This is a genomic window from Methylobacterium frigidaeris (assembly GCF_022179185.1).
Classification (GTDB): Bacteria; Pseudomonadota; Alphaproteobacteria; order Rhizobiales; family Beijerinckiaceae; genus Methylobacterium; species Methylobacterium frigidaeris.
In genome coordinates, this window is the sequence record NZ_BPQJ01000017.1 from 138,646 (window position 1) to 154,034 (window position 15,389).

At 72.6% G+C, this 15,389-nt stretch carries 13 protein-coding genes and 2 pseudogenes; 7 read left to right on the plus strand and 8 right to left on the minus strand.

The genetic code is table 11. From position 1 onward, the window contains the following. Positions 1-9: 9 nt before the first annotated feature. The gene (locus MFF64_RS18745; protein WP_238191920.1) at positions 10-1,875 is read right to left on the minus strand and encodes an AsmA family protein; all 1,866 of its coding nucleotides are present in this window, start codon (positions 1,873-1,875) and stop codon (positions 10-12) included. 320 nt (positions 1,876-2,195) lie between these two features. On the opposite strand from MFF64_RS18745, the gene MFF64_RS18750 reads away from it, so the two are divergent. Together MFF64_RS18750 and MFF64_RS18755 are read left to right on the plus strand one after the other, a co-directional pair. Beyond that, positions 2,196-2,951 (plus strand): CoA transferase subunit A, encoded by a 756-nt coding sequence (locus MFF64_RS18750; protein WP_099906302.1) that lies wholly within the window; start codon positions 2,196-2,198, stop codon positions 2,949-2,951. 21 nt (positions 2,952-2,972) lie between these two features. Continuing rightward, a complete protein-coding gene (locus tag MFF64_RS18755; protein ID WP_099906304.1) occupies positions 2,973-3,638 on the plus strand; it encodes a 3-oxoacid CoA-transferase subunit B in 666 nt (221 codons plus the stop codon). A 273-nt stretch (positions 3,639-3,911) separates the two neighbouring features. On the opposite strand, the gene MFF64_RS18760 is transcribed toward MFF64_RS18755, so the two are convergent. The 4 genes from MFF64_RS18760 to MFF64_RS18775 all read right to left on the minus strand — a co-directional run bounded on the left by MFF64_RS18760 (position 3,912) and on the right by MFF64_RS18775 (position 7,881). Continuing rightward, positions 3,912-4,739: a phosphodiesterase gene (locus MFF64_RS18760; protein WP_099906306.1), complete on the minus strand. Its 828-nt coding sequence runs from the start codon at positions 4,737-4,739 to the stop codon at positions 3,912-3,914. 87 nt (positions 4,740-4,826) lie between these two features. Next, complete coding sequence (locus tag MFF64_RS18765) at positions 4,827-6,170, minus strand: ABC transporter substrate-binding protein (RefSeq protein ID WP_099906308.1); 1,344 nt, start codon at positions 6,168-6,170, stop codon at positions 4,827-4,829. 14 nt (positions 6,171-6,184) lie between these two features. Then, on the minus strand, positions 6,185-7,033 hold the full coding sequence (locus tag MFF64_RS18770) for a carbohydrate ABC transporter permease (protein ID WP_207768205.1): 849 nt from the start codon (positions 7,031-7,033) through the stop codon (positions 6,185-6,187). Beyond that, positions 7,030-7,881, minus strand: a complete 852-nt coding sequence (locus MFF64_RS18775) for a carbohydrate ABC transporter permease (RefSeq protein WP_238191934.1) — start codon at positions 7,879-7,881, stop codon at positions 7,030-7,032. Before MFF64_RS18775 ends, MFF64_RS18770 begins: the two co-directional genes overlap by 4 nt. A 437-nt stretch (positions 7,882-8,318) precedes the next feature. Here MFF64_RS18775 and MFF64_RS18780 point away from each other — a divergent pair, with 437 nt between their 5' ends. Then, complete coding sequence (locus MFF64_RS18780; RefSeq protein WP_099906312.1) at positions 8,319-8,690, plus strand: TfoX/Sxy family protein; 372 nt, start codon at positions 8,319-8,321, stop codon at positions 8,688-8,690. A gap of 324 nt (positions 8,691-9,014) precedes the next feature. Here MFF64_RS18780 and MFF64_RS18785 read toward each other — a convergent pair whose 3' ends face one another. Next, positions 9,015-10,430, minus strand: a complete 1,416-nt coding sequence (locus MFF64_RS18785) for a cytochrome P450 (RefSeq protein ID WP_238191922.1) — start codon at positions 10,428-10,430, stop codon at positions 9,015-9,017. Between the two features lie 148 nt (positions 10,431-10,578). On the opposite strand from MFF64_RS18785, the gene MFF64_RS18790 reads away from it, so the two are divergent. Beyond that, a complete protein-coding gene (locus MFF64_RS18790) occupies positions 10,579-11,007 on the plus strand; it encodes an RNA polymerase sigma factor region1.1 domain-containing protein (RefSeq protein WP_099905579.1) in 429 nt (142 codons plus the stop codon). 61 nt (positions 11,008-11,068) lie between these two features. Next, positions 11,069-12,199 (plus strand): carboxylate-amine ligase, encoded by a 1,131-nt coding sequence (locus MFF64_RS18795; protein ID WP_099905577.1) that lies wholly within the window; start codon positions 11,069-11,071, stop codon positions 12,197-12,199. Positions 12,200-12,209: 10 nt separating this feature from the next. On the opposite strand, the pseudogene MFF64_RS18800 reads toward MFF64_RS18795, so the two are convergent. Then, positions 12,210-12,467, minus strand: a pseudogene (locus MFF64_RS18800) (type 2 periplasmic-binding domain-containing protein); the annotation flags it as partial. Between the two features lie 4 nt (positions 12,468-12,471). Here MFF64_RS18800 and MFF64_RS18805 point away from each other — a divergent pair. Further along, positions 12,472-12,834: pseudogene (locus tag MFF64_RS18805) on the plus strand (aldo/keto reductase); the annotation flags it as partial. A gap of 151 nt (positions 12,835-12,985) precedes the next feature. Further along, complete coding sequence (locus tag MFF64_RS18810) at positions 12,986-13,510, plus strand: hypothetical protein (RefSeq protein ID WP_438823083.1); 525 nt, start codon at positions 12,986-12,988, stop codon at positions 13,508-13,510. A gap of 173 nt (positions 13,511-13,683) precedes the next feature. On the opposite strand, the gene MFF64_RS18815 is transcribed toward MFF64_RS18810, so the two are convergent. Further along, positions 13,684-15,084: an FAD/NAD(P)-binding protein gene (locus MFF64_RS18815; RefSeq protein WP_099905575.1), complete on the minus strand. Its 1,401-nt coding sequence runs from the start codon at positions 15,082-15,084 to the stop codon at positions 13,684-13,686. Positions 15,085-15,389 lie beyond the last annotated feature (305 nt).

Genomic DNA, 15,389 nt, shown 5'->3' on the forward strand with positions numbered 1-15,389 from the left:
GTATCCCGCTCAGGGGGCGTAGGCGCTGGCGGCGGCCGGCAGGGCCGTGGGCGGCAGCGTGCGGGCGGCCAGCGGCCGGAGGCTCGGGCGCAGCCACGGTCCCTCGATGGCGAAGCTCCCGCCCGCCCGTCCGTCGGGCCCGGGCTCGATCCGGGCCTCGGCGCCCAGGCGCCGCTCGGCGAGGAAGATCCGGCCGCCGAGGCTCGCGGTGAGCGCCGTGCCGCGGAGCTGGCCCTGGCCGATCTCGGCGACGCCGTCGCTCACCGTCAGGCTGACCCGGGCGCGCTCGAAATGGGTGCGGCCGCCCCGGCGCAGGGCGGCGGCGGCGGCCTCGGGCCGCTGGACGAGGTCGGCGAAGTTCAACCCTAGGATCTCCCCGCCCTCGACCGTGGCGGCGGCCCGGCCGGCGAGGCGCCCGACGAGGTCGGCGAGGCTCGATCCGGCGCCGTCGAGGGCGACCGATCCTTGCGCCCGGCCGAGGATCCAGCGCGGCCAGCCGAGATCGGCGAAGAGGCCGCCGAGATCGACCCGGTCGACGCTGCCCTGGAGCCGGGCATCGAGGCCGGCGGGCAGGGCCGCGAGCGCCGCCCGGCCCTTGACGGTGCCGCCCTGCACGGTGGCCCGTCCCAGCGTCGCCTCCACGGCGCCGTCGCGCACCAGGAGGCCGGCGGCGACGTCCTGCGCCTCCACCGGGCCGAGGCGGGCGGAGGCCGCGGAGAGGCGCAGGTCGAGGTCGCCGCTCGTGAGCCCGTCGAGGGCGAGCGGAGCGCGGCTCCAGGCAGCGCCGGGCGCCACGTCGGGCATCAGGCCCGAGAGGTCGAGCCGCTCGGCCGCGAGCGTGCCGGTGAGGCTGAGCCGCCCCCGCACCAGGGCGGCGGCGCCCGCGCCCTCGAGCTGGCTGCCGCCGACCCGCACCCGGATCTCGGGCCATTCCACCCCGCCGGGGCGGGCGAGGAAGCGCCCGTCGAGGCTCACCGGGCCGGCGAGAGCCGCGGGGCCGGGCGCGATCCCGAGCCAGGCCAGGGTGCCGGGCAGGGCGGAGGTGGCGAAGCGGCTCTGGCCGGACAGGCGCGGGCCCGCAGTCTCGGTCTCCCTCGGGGAGGCCTCCGCCGACACGTTCTTCGACGTTTCCCTCGACGTGTCCTTGACCCAGGCCAGGCTGCCCTCGATCTCGGCGCTGCCCGCCACCGGGGCGCCGCTTCCTGCCGCACCCGCTCCGTTCCAGGTCAGGGCGGCGACGACGGGGCTCTCGGCGCCGGCCGCGAGCTCGCGCGGGCGCAGGCCCGACAGGGTCAGGGTCGCCGGCACGTCGCGCCAGGTGAAGGCGGCCGAGAGGTCCAGGCCGGCGGCCGGCCGCGGCCAGTTCGCCACCAGGTTGAGGCCGGTGACTGTCTCGATGTGGCCGGTGCGGGGATCGCGCCCGGTCAGCGTCGCATCGACGAGGACGAGGCGGCGCAGGTGCCGGCCCCGGCCGGCGGCGACCCGGGCGGCGAGGCGGGCCGCCGGCTCGGCCCAGTCGTCGCTCGCGCCCGAAGGCAGGGCGATCCGGGCCCGTTCGAGGACGAGGCCGGTGATGTCGGCCCGGCCGGCGAGGAGCCCGGCGAGGCCGAGCTGCACCTGCAGCCCCTCGCTCGCGACGAGGTCGTGGCCGCCGCGGCGCAGCCGCACCCCGGAGAAGGTCAGGCGCGGGGCCGGGAGCAGCGTCAGGGTGGCGGGGCCGGCGACCGCGAGGCCGAGGCCATAGCGGCGCGCCAGGTCCCGCTCCGCGAAGGCCGCCGCCCGCGGGGCGGCGATCGTCCAGGACAGGGAGGCGCCCGCGACCGCGAGCGCCGCGACGGCGGCGCCGCTCAGGGCCAGGGTGGTTCGGCGCGACATCGCTCTCCGGCTGCCGGCGTGGACGAGAACTCGTGCGCCCCCCCGGGCCGCCGCTCCGGCCGGCCTTGTCGGGCCCGCCGGCGGCATACGCCTTCCCCGATCCCCTATAATCCCTCGCGCGCGGCTTGTCTCCCCGGCAGGGTTTTCCCGCCGGCCGGGATTTCCACCCGCGGTGCTTCCTCCCGCAGTGGGAGATTTTCCTCGCGCCGCCCGGTGGTGTGGCGGCGCAACGATGCTAAACAGGGCGGCGAGGCGCCGCATCCGTGCGGGAACGAGGGCGATCGAGCCCCGGCGGCACCAGTAATTTGGGGAAACGAGGGATGAAGAAGGTATACCCCGACGCCACGGCCGCCCTGGCGGGCGTCCTGCGGGACGGCATGACGATCATGGCCGGCGGCTTCGGCCTCTGCGGCATTCCCGACGTCCTCATCGACGCGGTGCGCGAGAGCGGCGCCAAGAACCTCACGGTCATCTCGAACAATGCCGGCATCGACGGCGTCGGCCTCGGCGTGCTGCTCGAGACGCGCCAGATCGCCAAGATGATCTCGTCCTATGTCGGCGAGAACAAGACCTTCGCCAAGCAGTACCTCGCCGGCGAGCTCGAGATCGAGTTCAACCCGCAGGGCACGCTGGCCGAGCGCATCCGCGCCGGCGGCGCCGGCGTCCCGGCCTTCTTCACCAAGACCGGCGTCGGCACCCTGATCGCCGAGGGCAAGGAGACCCGGGAGTTCGACGGCGAGACCTACGTGATGGAGCGCGGCCTGTTCGCCGACGTCTCGCTGGTCCATGCCTGGAAGGGCGACACGGAAGGCAACCTCGTCTACCGGAAGACCGCCCGCAACTTCAATCCGATGATGGCCTCGGCCTCGCGCATGACCATCGCGCAGGTCGAGCACCTGGTGAAGCCGGGCGAGATCGACCCCGACCACATCATCACGCCCGGCGTGTTCGTGAAGCGGATGATCCACGTCCCGAACGCCCAGAAGCGCATCGAGCAGCGCACCACCCGCAAGCGCAGCGAGGCCGCGCCGAACGCCGAGCCCGCGCCCGCCCCGACGGGCGGCGGCGCCATCTAACGAGCGAGAGAGGAGACCCCCATGGCCTGGACGCGCGACCAGATGGCGGCCCGCGCCGCCCGCGAGCTCGAGGACGGCTTCTACGTCAATCTCGGCATCGGCATCCCGACGCTGGTGTCGAACTACATCCCCGACGGCATGTCGGTGCAGCTCCAGTCCGAGAACGGGATGCTGGGCATGGGCCCGTTCCCGTACGAGGGCGAGGAGGATCCCGACCTCATCAATGCCGGCAAGCAGACCATCACCGAGCTGCCGACCACGAGCTACTTCTCGTCGGCCGACTCGTTCGGGATGATCCGCGGCGGCCACATCGACCTGTCGATCCTCGGCGCCATGCAGGTGGCCCAGAACGGCGATCTCGCCAACTGGATGATCCCCGGCAAGATGGTGAAGGGGATGGGCGGCGCGATGGACCTCGTCGCCGGCGTCAAGAAGGTCGTCGTGGTGATGGAGCACGTCGCCAAGGGCAAGGACGGCTCGGAATCGCCGAAGCTGCTCGAGGCCTGCGACCTGCCGCTCACCGGCACCCACGTGGTCGACATGGTGATCACCGATCTCGGCGTCTTCACCATCGACAAGAAGGGTGACGGCGGCATGAGCCTGGTCGAGCTCGCCGACGGCGTCACCGAGGACGAGGTGCGGGCCAAGACGCAGGGCCAGTACCGGGTGGCGCTGAAGAACAGCTGAGGATGATGTGATCCCGGGGCTGCGGCCCCGGGATCATGACGGGCGTCGCTGACGTCTTTTTTCGCTTCTCGCGCCAGTCTTTCCACCCTCAGGGTCATTCCGGGGCCGCGCAGCGGAGCCCGGAATCCAGACACGCAGGTCGCTCCGAAAAGAGCGGGACGCGGCTCGCTTCGTTTTGCATCACCTGCGGTTCTGGATCCCGGGCTCTCGCCTTCGGCGAGCCCCGGGATGACGCGGAGGGTGTGAGAACCGCCTTCGACGATCTCTGAGTTTTCAGTGCTGCCCCGGATACGCCGCGTCCAGCACGAACGGATACGGCCCGTCGAACGCCTCGACGTAGACCATATGGCTCACGAGCCCGCTCTCCGGCGTGTAGCGGTGGAGCAGGTAGGCCGGTGGCTCGAAGACCAGGGCGCCCTCGTGCTCCGGCGTGAGATCGAAGGCGACCTGATGGGTGACGCTCGGGGCGATCTGGGCGATCGTGCCGGCGTAGCGGGTCACGATCGGCCGGTGGTGGTGGCCGCACAGGATCCGCTCGATGCAGGTTTCTTTGGCGATCAGCCGCCGGAACTCCGCCTCGCCGTCGAGGAGCCGGATCTCGTCCATGTGGACCAAGCCACACTCGAAGGGCGGGTGGTGCATGAACACCAGGGTCGGGCGGCCGTCGCCGCCGGCGAGCGCCCGTTCGAGGAAGCCGAGGCGCTCGGGGCACAACGCACCGTGGCTCGCGCCCGCCACCAGCGTGTCGAGGGCGATCAGGCGGACCGGGTGATCCTCGACCGTGTACTGGACGAAACCGTCCGTGGCGCCGGGCAGGTACGAGGCCGGCAGGATCTCGCGCAGGGTCTCGCGCCGGTCGTGGTTGCCGGGAATGACGTGGACCGGCATCGGCAGGCGAGCCAGAAGTCCGCGCAGCTCCTCGTATTCTTCCGCGAGCCCGCAATCGGTGAGGTCGCCGGAGATCAGCACCAGGTCGGGCCGGGGATCGAGAGCGATGAGATGGGCCACCGCGCGGGCGACCATCCTGTTGGTCTCGGAGACCCGGTAGGCCGGCAGCCCGCGGGGGCGCACGTGCAGGTCGGTGATCTGGGCGATGAGCATGGGGACTTGGGTCCGGTAAGCGGGGGCAACGAGGCCCTGTCCCGGAGGGCGGCCCGGGACAGGAGGATGCGTTTCAGCGCGAGGCGATCACTCCGCGCCCGGCAGGCGCAGGGCGGTGTCCTCGACGTAGGGGCGCATCAGGGCGTCGGCCGCCTTCTGGGCGGCGACCAGCGCCTCCTTGGGCTGGCGCTTGGCCGAGAGCACGGCCTGCAGCTCGTCCTCGATCGCCTTGCGCACCGGCACGGTGCGGTAGGTGGCGAACCACGGCTTGGCGTTGGCGAGCTGGTCCACCGCGATCTTCGCGTCGGGGTTCTTCTCCAGGAAGGCCTTCATCTCGGGCAGGTCGTAGGCCGCCTTGTTGGGGGCGAAGTAGCCCGTGGCGCGGCTCCACCAGCCCGACGTCTCGGGCGAGGTCAGCCACTGGATCAGGGTCCAGCCGGCGGCGCGCTTCTCGTCCGAGAGGCCGGTCGGCTGAACCAGCGAGGCGCCGCCGATCGGCACCGCCTGGCGCACGTTCATCGGCACGAAGGCGACCCGGAACGGAAACTTGGCGGTGTCGCGGATGAAGGTGAGCGAGCCCGTCGAGATGATCATCATCGAGGCCTGGCCGGCCAGGAACGCGCCGGTCACCGCCGGGCCCTTCTGCTCGCCGGCCGGGTGCACCTTGGCCTTGTGGACCAGGTCCGACCAGAAGGTGAGGGCGCCGAGCATGGTCGGGGTGTCGTAATAGACCTCGCCGCCATACTCCTCGTTGTAGTAGCGCCCGCCATTGGACATCGTCAGGGCTTCGAGGATCCAGCCGCCGTAATCGTAGTTCGAGGGCATCATCAGGCCCCAGCGGGTGGTGCGGTCGCCCTCGCGCTTCGTCAGCTTGCGGGCGGCGTCGGTGAGCTCGGCCCAGGTCCGAGGCGGCTTGGCCGGGTCGAGGCCGGCTTCCTTGAAGTGGTCGGCATTGATGTAGAGCAGCGGCGTCGAGTTGTGGAACGGCACGCCGTAGACCTTGCGGTCGATCACGGCGTTGGGCAGCAGTGCCGGGAAGAACCGGCCCATGAAGGCGTCGGGCGTCGTTCCAGCCTGATCCTTGCCGCCCTTCTCGATCAGGTCGTCCATCGGCGCGATCTCGCGCTCGATGGCGAGGTCGGTGAGGAAGTTCGCCGACATGATCACCGCCGCCGGCGGCTTGCCGGCCTTGATCGCCGCGCGGGTCTTCAAGAGCGTGTCGTCGTAGGAGCCGGTGAAGACCGGAGTCGCCTTGATGTCCGGGTGGGAGTCGTTGAACGCCTTGATGAGCCCCGTCATGTTGCGGGCGAGCGCGCCGTCCACCGGGACCGGGAAGAACAGCTCGATGTCGGTCGCGCGCGCGGTGCGCGGCGCCGCGAGGCCCGCCGCCGCCACGAGGGCGAGGGCGGCGCCCTTCCACCAGGAGATCATGATGTTGTCGTCCTCTACTTGATGCCGGAGGCGAGGAAGCTGTTCACGAACCGGCGCTGGAAGATCAGGAAGGCGGCGAGCAGCGGCAGGCTGACCAGGAAGGTGCCCGCCGCGATCAACCCCCAGGCCTGCATGCCCTCGGCGCTGAGCGTGAAGCTCGCCAGCCCGAGCGTCAGGGGCCGCCTGTCGGGGGAGTTGATGACCATCAGCGGCCACAGGAACTCGTTCCAGTGGCTGGTGACCGAGACGATCGAGAAGGCGACGAGGGCGGGCTTGGTCAGCGGCAGGTAGATGAGGCGGATGCGCGCCCACCAGCCGGCGCCGTCGATCATCGCGGCGTCCTCGAGCTCCCGCGGCACCTCGCGGAAGCTCTGGCGCATCAGGAAGGTGCCGAAGGCGGTGGCGCAATAGGGCGCCATCACGCCCGGCAGGGTGTCGTAGAGGCCGAGAGCCGCGACCGTCTTCAGGTTCGGTACCAGCAGCACCACCGGCACCAGCATCAGCTGCACCAGGAACAGGCCGAACAGGAACCCGCGGCCCGGGAACTCGAGCCGGGCGAAGACGTAGCCGGCGAGCGACGCCGTGACGAGCTGCACCGCCAGGATGCCGGCGCAGATGACGAGCGAATTGAGGAAGTAGAGCGGGAAGTCGGCCGAGGCCCAGGCCTCGGCGAAGTTGGCCAGCGTCGGCGTCAGCGAGGGCAGGAGCGAGGCGTCGGCGCCCGAGCCCGCCGGCCGGAACGCCGCCACCAGCATCCACCAGAACGGCACCGCCCAGACGAGGGCCAGGCCGGCGACGACCAGGCGGGCGATGCGGGGCGTGATCTCCCGGGTCGCCGGGCCGGCTTGCATCGGCGCGCTCATCGGGCCGCCTCCGGACCCTGGCTGCGGCTGAGCGAGAGCGCCGTGAGGGCGGCCAGCAGGCCGAGCGTCACCACGGTCGCGGCGGCGGCGCGGCCGGCATCGTAGCGCTCGGCGGCCTGCTCGTAGATGTAGAACAGCAGGAGCTTCGTCGCGTCCGAGGGCCCGCCCTTGGTCAGCACGAAGACGTGGTCGACCTGCGTCACCGCGTTGAGGAGCGCGATCACCCCGACGAAGGCGAAGGTCGGGCGGAGCGCCGGCAGCGTGACGTAACGCAGGCGCTGCCAGGGCCCGGCGCCGTCGAGGAGCGCCGCCTCGCGGGCCTCGTCGGGGATCGCCTGCAGGCCGGCCAGGATGAACAGCATGTAGTAGCCGGCATTCTTCCAGACCGTCAGCACCGTGATGGCGGCGAGCGCCAGGTCCGGGTCGCCGAGCCAGTTGGCGCCGGCGAGCCGGAGCCGGGCGAGGTGATGGTCGATGAGGCCGATCCCCGGCAGGAACAGGAACAGGAACAGGGCGGCCGCCGCGACGAGCGGGATCATCACCGGCAGGAAGAACACGGCTCGCATCAGTGCCCGCACGCGCCCGGCGCCGTTGAGCGCGAGCGCGAAGGCGAGCGCCAGGACCAGGCTCGGCACCACCGTGCCGAGGGCGTAGAGGGCATTGTTGAGGAGCGCGCGCTGGAAGGTGGGATCGGCGAACAGGCTCGCGAAGTTGGCCAGGCCGACGAAGCGGGTGCCCCGGCGCGTCACCGCGTGGGTCGCGTCCCACAGCACTTCCACGACCGGCCAGTAGGTGAACAGGGCGAGGAAGACGAGGGAGGGGCTGAGCAGCGCGAGCGGCAGCACCAGGCCGGCCCAGGGCCATCGCTCCGCGGGCGGCTCGGCGGCGCGGGCCGGCGGAGACGTGTGGCTTGCCGGAAGTGTGTCGAGAGCGTGGGTCAAAGGGTCAGCCGGAGGTATCGAGACCGGCGCGTCATCGTGCGGTTTCGTGACAGGCGGATGAAATCGCCGCCGGTTCGCGCCGTGGTTCCCGATCATTCCGCGACACCAGCCCGGCTCGACGAGCGTTTCGGCGGTGTGCCGGCAAGTTGCGCGAGGTGGAATTTTACTGGTTCACCGACGACCCTCGCTGACACGGGCCCGGTCCGTGATGCAAGATCTTGCCGGATCGTCCCCTCGCCGCCGCGATGACGGTGCGGAACTGGGGGGCGCGTGACGACGCCTCACCGGGCTTGCCGGCGCGGCGCGGGTGCGGGACGCTCGGCCGGAGAGCCCGGAGCGAATCGATGGAGCACGGCGACCGCGCCCTCCTGGAGGAGATGCTGGCGCCCCTCGGCGGCGTCGCGATCCGCCGGATGTTCGGTGGGCTCGGGCTGTTTCGCGATGGACTGATGTTCGGGCTCGTCGCGCGCGACGTGCTGTACCTGAAGGTTGCCCCGGAGGAGACCGGCACCTTCGCGGCCGAGGGGGGCGCACCGTTCTCCTATGCGACCAAGGACGGCCGGACGACCACCATCGCGAGCTACTGGCGGGCGCCGGACCGGCTCAGCGACGACCCGGACGAATTCCTGGCCTGGGCGCGCCGAGCCTGCGCGGCGGCGCAGGCCGCCGACCGGGCGAAGCCGGCGGGGCGGCGAAGGGCGGGGCCGGTGGGTTGACGCCGATCCGGAAGCAGGCTCGATCCGCTCGGCGGACCTCGTCTCAGCAGCCCGCGCGGCGCCTGAGCGAAGCCGATTTCCGCATGGCGAAGCAATCAAACGGAAATTGTATGACACCCTGAACGTCATTCCTGGGCCCCGAAAGCGGAGCCCGGAATCCAGAGCCGCTGATGTTCGAGGATAAAGCGGACGACATTCCGCCTCGCTCTTTCCCACCTGAGTGCCTGGATCCCGGGTTCCGCTTTCGCGGCCCCGGAATGACCCTGTGGGGTGGAAGCGTGTGCGCAAACTCTGCTTGCAGAATCCTGCCCGCTGGCGAACGATTCAGCGCACCGTCACCCGCATCGGCATGCCCTCTGATGGGCGCAACGTGATGCGCTGCTTGAGCACCGGCAGGTAGCCGGGCCGCAGCGAGAACCGGAGCGAGCGGACCAGCACCGCCAGGATCGCCACCGCCTCGGACAGAGCGAAGCCCATGCCGATGCAGATCCGCGGGCCGGCCGCGAAGGGCAGGTAGGCGTAGCGGTCGCGGGCCTTGGCGGCCTCGGGAGCGAAGCGAGCGGGATCGAAGCGCTCCGGCTCGTCCCACAGGGTGGCGTGGCGGTGCACGGCGTAGATCGGGATGGTGATCGGCGTGCCGGCCTTGACCGGGACGCCGTCGAGGTCGACGTCGCGGAGCGCTGCCCGCACCACCACCGGCACCGGCGGGTAGAGCCGCATCGCCTCGAGGATCACCTGGCGGGTATAGGGGAGGGCGTCGACGTGGTCGGCGGTCAGCGGCCCGCCCCCGGTCGCCGCCTCGACCTCGGCGGCGATCAGCGCCTCGCTCTCCGGATGGTGGGAGAGCAGGTAGAAGGCCCAGGTGAGGGCGAGCGCCGTGGTCTCGTGCCCGGCGGTCACGAAGGTGAGCAGGTTGTCGGCGACGTCGCGGTCGTCCATCGCCTGGCCGGTCTCCGGGTCGCGGGCCGCCAAGAGCAGGCTCATCAGGTCGTTGCGCCCCTCGGTGCCGTCGCGGCGCCCCTCCGCGGCGAGGCGCAGGAGCTCGTCGCGCAGGTAGCTCTTCGCCCGCTCGGCCCGGGCCCGGCCCGGGAACGGCATCCAGGCCGGGGCCCGCAGCAGCGTGAGGGCGAAGACCCAGCTCGTCGATTCGAGGTAGTCGGTGATGCCCTGCTCGACCCGGGCGGCGTCGATCCGGCCGGACCCGGAGAGCATCGTCTCGACGATGATCTCGAAGGTGGTGCGCATCATCGTCTGGGCGATGTCGATCTCGGCGCCGTTGCCCGCGTCCGTGCCAGCACCGGCCGCCAGGGCGTCGCGGGTGCGCTCGGCCGCGGCGATCATCGCCGGCACGAAGCTGCGGATGCGCTCGGCCCGGAAGATCGGCGCCGCCGCCCGGCGCTGCCAGCGCCAGCGCGCCCCGTCGGCGGTCAGGATCGCGTCGCCGAGGGCCGGCGAGAGGGCGCGGCGCAGGACCTCCGACTTCTCGAACGCGTCGGCCTCGTCCACCATCACCCGCCGGATCAGGTTCGGGGCCATCACGAACAGGCTGGACGTGCCGAGGAACTCGGAGGTGTAGTGCGGCTCGCGGTAGATCGTCTCGGGCCAGGCCTCGAGCGGGTTGCGCACCACGGTGCGCAGGAAGCGCCACGGCCCGAGCGGCCGCGCCGGCGGCGTGATCCGGGCGAGGACCGGCCGCGGCCCCTCGGGCGCCTGACGGAAATGGGACGGATGCGCGGTCATGGCTCGCCTGGGTTCGGGTGGTCCCGACGGACACCGGGAGCCAGGGTCTTGTCCACCCCCATCTGGGCGCGAGCGTGACGGGAAACGCGACCGGCCCGTGCGCGTTGGCACATGACGGACCAGAACCTCGCCGGACCAGAGCCTTCCGATGCAGGCCGCCTTCGACCGCGCCACCCTCGACCGCCTGGTCACCCTCGGCCGGAGCCAGGGCGGCCTGACCCCCGACGACCTGCGCCGGGCCCTGCCGGTGGACCGGATGAGCGCCGAGGACATCGCGATGGTGCTGATCGAGCTGGAGGAGGCCGGGATCTCGGTCGATCCGGACGAGGCCCTGCTGCAAGCCGGCCGCCCGCTGCCGCCCTCCGGCACGGTCCGGCTGCCGGAGCCGAAGGCGGTTGAGGCCGCCGCGCCCGCCATCGAGTCGCTGCCCGCCGCCACTGCAGCGCCCACCCCGGGCCCCCGCCCCGCGCCGCCCCCGGCCGCCCGGGGCGGCGCGCACCGGGCGGTGGTGTGGGCGGGCCTCGCCGCGCTCGTCCTCGCCCTCGTCGTCCTGGCGCTCTGGGCCGGGCGGGGCTGACACCATGGCCGGCGGGAGAGCCGCCGCTATATCCTCACGCCTCTCGGAGATCCCCCCATCCATGACCGGCCCCGCCTACCGCTTCGGCATCGAGGAGGAGTTCTTCCTGGCGGATGCCGCGACCCGTGGCACGCCCCGCGGCGGCGTGCGGGGCTTCCACGCCGCCGCCAAGGCGCTGCTGCCGGCGGCCGAGCGCGAACTCCTGCAGAGCCAGATCGAGATCGCGACGCCGCCGGCCACGAGCTCCGAGGAGGCCAGGGCCGGCCTCGCGTCCTTGCGCCGTGGACTCGCCGAGATCGGGCGGGCGCACGGGATCCTGGTCTTCGGCGCCGGCACCCATCCGGGCGCCGCCTGGGACGCGCAACGCCCGACCGACGGGGCGCGCTACCACGGCATCCTCGACGAGGTGCGGATGGTCGGGCAGCGCACCCTGGTGAGCGGCATGCACGTCCATGTCGAGGTGGCGCGGCCCGACGATCGGGTCGACCTGATGAACCGGCTGCTGCCTTTCCTGCCGGTGCTGCTGGCGCTCTCGGTCTCCTCGCCGTTCTGGGAAGGGCGCGACACCGGCCTGTGCGGCTACCGCCTCAGCGTGTTCGGCGAGATGCCGCGCACCGGCCTGCCGGACCTGTTTTCCAGCAACGCCGAGTTCGAGCGCTACGTCGCGGTGATGACGCGGGCCGGGGCGATCGAGGATGCGAGCTTCCTGTGGTGGCACCTGCGGCCCTCGATCCGCTACCCGACCCTGGAATTGCGCATCGCCGACAGCTGCACCCGGGTCGAGGACGCAGTGGCGATCGCCGGCCTCTATCGCTGCCTCGTGCGCGCCGCCGAGCGCCGGCCCGACCTCAATGCCGGCCTCGACGGGGTCGCCCGGGCGGTGATCCGCGAGAACCTGTGGCGGGCCCAGCGCGACGGCGTCCGCGCCGCCCTGATCGACGCCGAGCAAGGCCGCGCGTTGCCCTACGGCGAGGCCCTGGAGGCCGTGCTGGCGCAGGTCTCCGGGGACGCGGCGGAACTGGGCTGCACGGATGCCCTCGACGGGGCCCGCCGCATCGCCCGGGACGGCACCAGCGCCGACCGCCAGCGCGCGGCCTACACGGCGGCGCGGGGGGACGACGGCGCGGACGAGGCGGGCATCGCCGCGGTGGTCGACGCGCTGGCGCGGGAGACCGAGGGGCGGGCGGTGTAGGGCAGGGCGCTCATCCCCGCCGCGCCCCGATGAAACCCACGAAGGCCCGCAGCGGCGCCGGCAGGTAGCGCCGGCCCGGATGGTACAGGAACGGCCCGGAGAAGCGCGGCCACCACGGCTCCAGGACGGGTTCCAGCGCCCCGCTGTCGAGGTGCGGCCGCAGCCAGTCCTCGAACAGGCTGACGAGGCCGAGCCCGGCGAGCGCCGCCTCGACCGCGAGGTCGGTCGCGGTGCCGCCGACCCGCACGGTGAGCGGACCGGTCGGCTCGGCCGCCCAGGTCGCCGAGGGACGGGAAATCGCCGCGATCGCCTGCGTGCAGAACCACTACAATCTCGTCCACCGCGCCGACGACGCGCTCGTCGACGCCCTCGCGGCCGCCGGGACCGCCTACGTGCCGTTCTTCCCGCTCGGCGGCTTCAGCCCGATCCAGTCGCAAGGGCTGTCGGAGGTCGCCCGGCGCCTGGACGCGACGCCGATGCAGGTGGCCCTGGCCTGGCTCCCGGCCCGCGCGCCCAACATCCTGCTCATCCCCGGCACCTCGTCGCGAGCGCACCTGCGGGAGAACCTCGCCGCGGCGTCGCTGGATCTGCCGGAGGCGGCGACGCGGGTGCTCGACGGCCTCGCCGGGGCGTAGGGCTGGCGCGGACGGCCGCGATCCGAGGCTTAATCCCGAGACGACGTCGATTGATTCGCGCTCCCCGGCGCGGAACAAGCACCGTCGCGCGGGCTTCCCAAGAGCCAGGGCGGGGGCCGACCACGCGACGTCCCCGGACTGCAACCCATCGATGGAGCAGCCCTTGACCATCTCGAGCCGCCAGGAAGCCCGCCTGCTGACCGCCGACGAGGCCGAGCTCGTCGGCCAGTCGCATCACCCTCGGATCCAGGGCGTCGCGACCCGAGATCTCGACGACCTGCTCCGCCGCCTGCGCGAGCGCCGGGACCGGGCCCGCGGCATCGCGCACCGCCAGCGCCGGGAGATCCGCGGCCGGGCGGCGCCCTCGGGGACGCGGCCCGCCTCGGACGATACCGGCTCTCGGCAGAAGGCGGCCTTGCTCGCCTCCGCGGTCAAGCGCGCCAACAAGGAGCGGGAGCGCCGCCGCGCTGCCGAGGCTCGCGGCAGCCTGGTCTCCCACGCCCGGCGCGCCCTGGCGATGCGGCAGGACGCCGGCGATCCGGCCGCCGGCCGGCCGGACTCGCGCACCGCGCACGAGGGCATGACCCCGATTCCGAACGAGAGAGAGGCGCCGTCCGGTGCGCTCCGGCAGGAGGGCCAGGAGATCGCCATGCGCCGGGGCGGCGGGCCGCGCTGACCTCAAGCCGACACGGCCTTCCGGGCATTCCAGCCCGGCAGGCCGTTGATGGGAGTGCCGGCTTTGCGCCTACAGGCGCGATTCGCATAAGGTATCTTATGGAACCTGAGACCCGTACTCCGTGCGTCCCAGGCGGGCACCCGGAACGACACGGGTTCTCGCGACGACCGGGTTCAGGCCGTCTCCAGCTCGGCCCCGGGTGCGACATCCTGTAATCGCGCCGCGACCGTCCGGGCCAGCTCCGCCGCCTGGCCGCGGATATCGGGCACCGCCGTGCATTCCCACAGCGTCCCGCGCAGCAGAGGGCCGAGCGTCCAGAGCGGCCGGCCGGCCTCGCCGCGCTGGTCGAGCACCGCGAGATCATCCGCCACCGCGAGGCCGAGTCCGAGGGCGTCCGGGCGGATCAGCCCGCGCCCCATCAGGCGGCGCAGGAGCAGGTCGTCGGTGTCGGCGACGCGCCCGACGCCTGACGCGTCGATGATCCGCTGCACGTCGACGCTTCGCGGCGCGGCGGCGCCCCGTTCCCGCAGGTTGACCCGGGCATGGCCGGCCCGGTCCTCGACCGCGACCACCCGGGCGCGCATCAGGGTCAAGCTGCCGCCGGCGAGCTCGCGGCCGATGATCTCGGCGGCGGGCGGCGCCATCCGGTGTCGATGCACGTCCCAGAACGCCCGGACGTGGCGCAGGAAGCGGCGCTGCTCGGCGAGCGGCAATCCGCGCCAGAGACCGATGCTGGCGCCCCGCAGGGAGTCGATCACGCTGCGCCAATCGACCTCGGCATCCGCGGCCCGGCGCGTCTCGCCGCGCAGGAATCGCAGCAGCGCGGGGAGCGAGCGCCGCGCCGCCGCCGGTATCTCGGGCGCGGGCCACGGCGCGGTCGCGGCGTGGACCTGCGGCAGCAATCCGTGCCGCGACACCGCCAGGATCGGCCCGGGAAAGCGGCGCTGGCGCAAGGCCGCGACCGCGTCGACCATGGTCAGCCCGGTTCCGACGATGAGCAACGGCAGGTCGGGCCGAAGGTCGTCGAGCGGTGCATCGCCCCAGGGATCGACCGCGTAGCGGCTGCGCGGCCCACGCGGAGCCCGCAGGTTGCCGCAGGCCAGGATCGCGCCGGCGACCCTGCGCCGCCGCCCGGCCGCGAGGGTCAGCTCGAACCCGTCCTCCACCGGCGCGAGATCGACCACCTCGTCGTTCTCGAGCATCAGGCGCGGCGCCGGCCCCGGCTCGGACAGGGCCGTCAGCAGCAGGTCGGTGAGGTACCTGCCATAGAGCCCGCGGGCGGCGAACAGCCCGGCCGGTGTCGACCGGGTCCAGGCGACCCCGTCGAGCGGGCACGATTCCAGCCAGCGGGAGAAGTGTTCCGGCTGGTCCGGGAACGCACTCATGTTGGTGGCGCGCACGTTGAGCAGATGGTCGCTGCAGCCGGTCGCGTAGGCGAGCCCGCGCGCGAAGGCGCCCGACTTCTCGCACAGCAGGACCGGGCGTTCCGGCATCAGCCGGCTCAGGTGCAAGGCCGCCATGGTGCCGCTGAACCCGGCGCCGATCACCGCGAGGGGGGGAAGGGTCGTGCGCATCCGCCGTCGCTCTCCTGCATCGCCGCTCTATCTAGGGGACTCTGGCCGGAAGGTCTCGGCTGCGCCATCCGCGCACGGGCGACTGCCGGTGCCCGAGGCGCCGGGTGAGGGGAACCGTGCCGCGCCAGGATCGTGCTGCCCAGGCTTGAACAGAGAACGCGCATACCCATCTGGGATACATGACGGCCGCGGGGACCGGGCAGTCCCCTGCCCTCCCCGTCGCCTCGGCCGAGATCCTTCCGGGTTCGGGCGAGTTGACAGGCGAGCCGGCTACCCTTAAACGACCGCTCACCGACGGGGCGCCG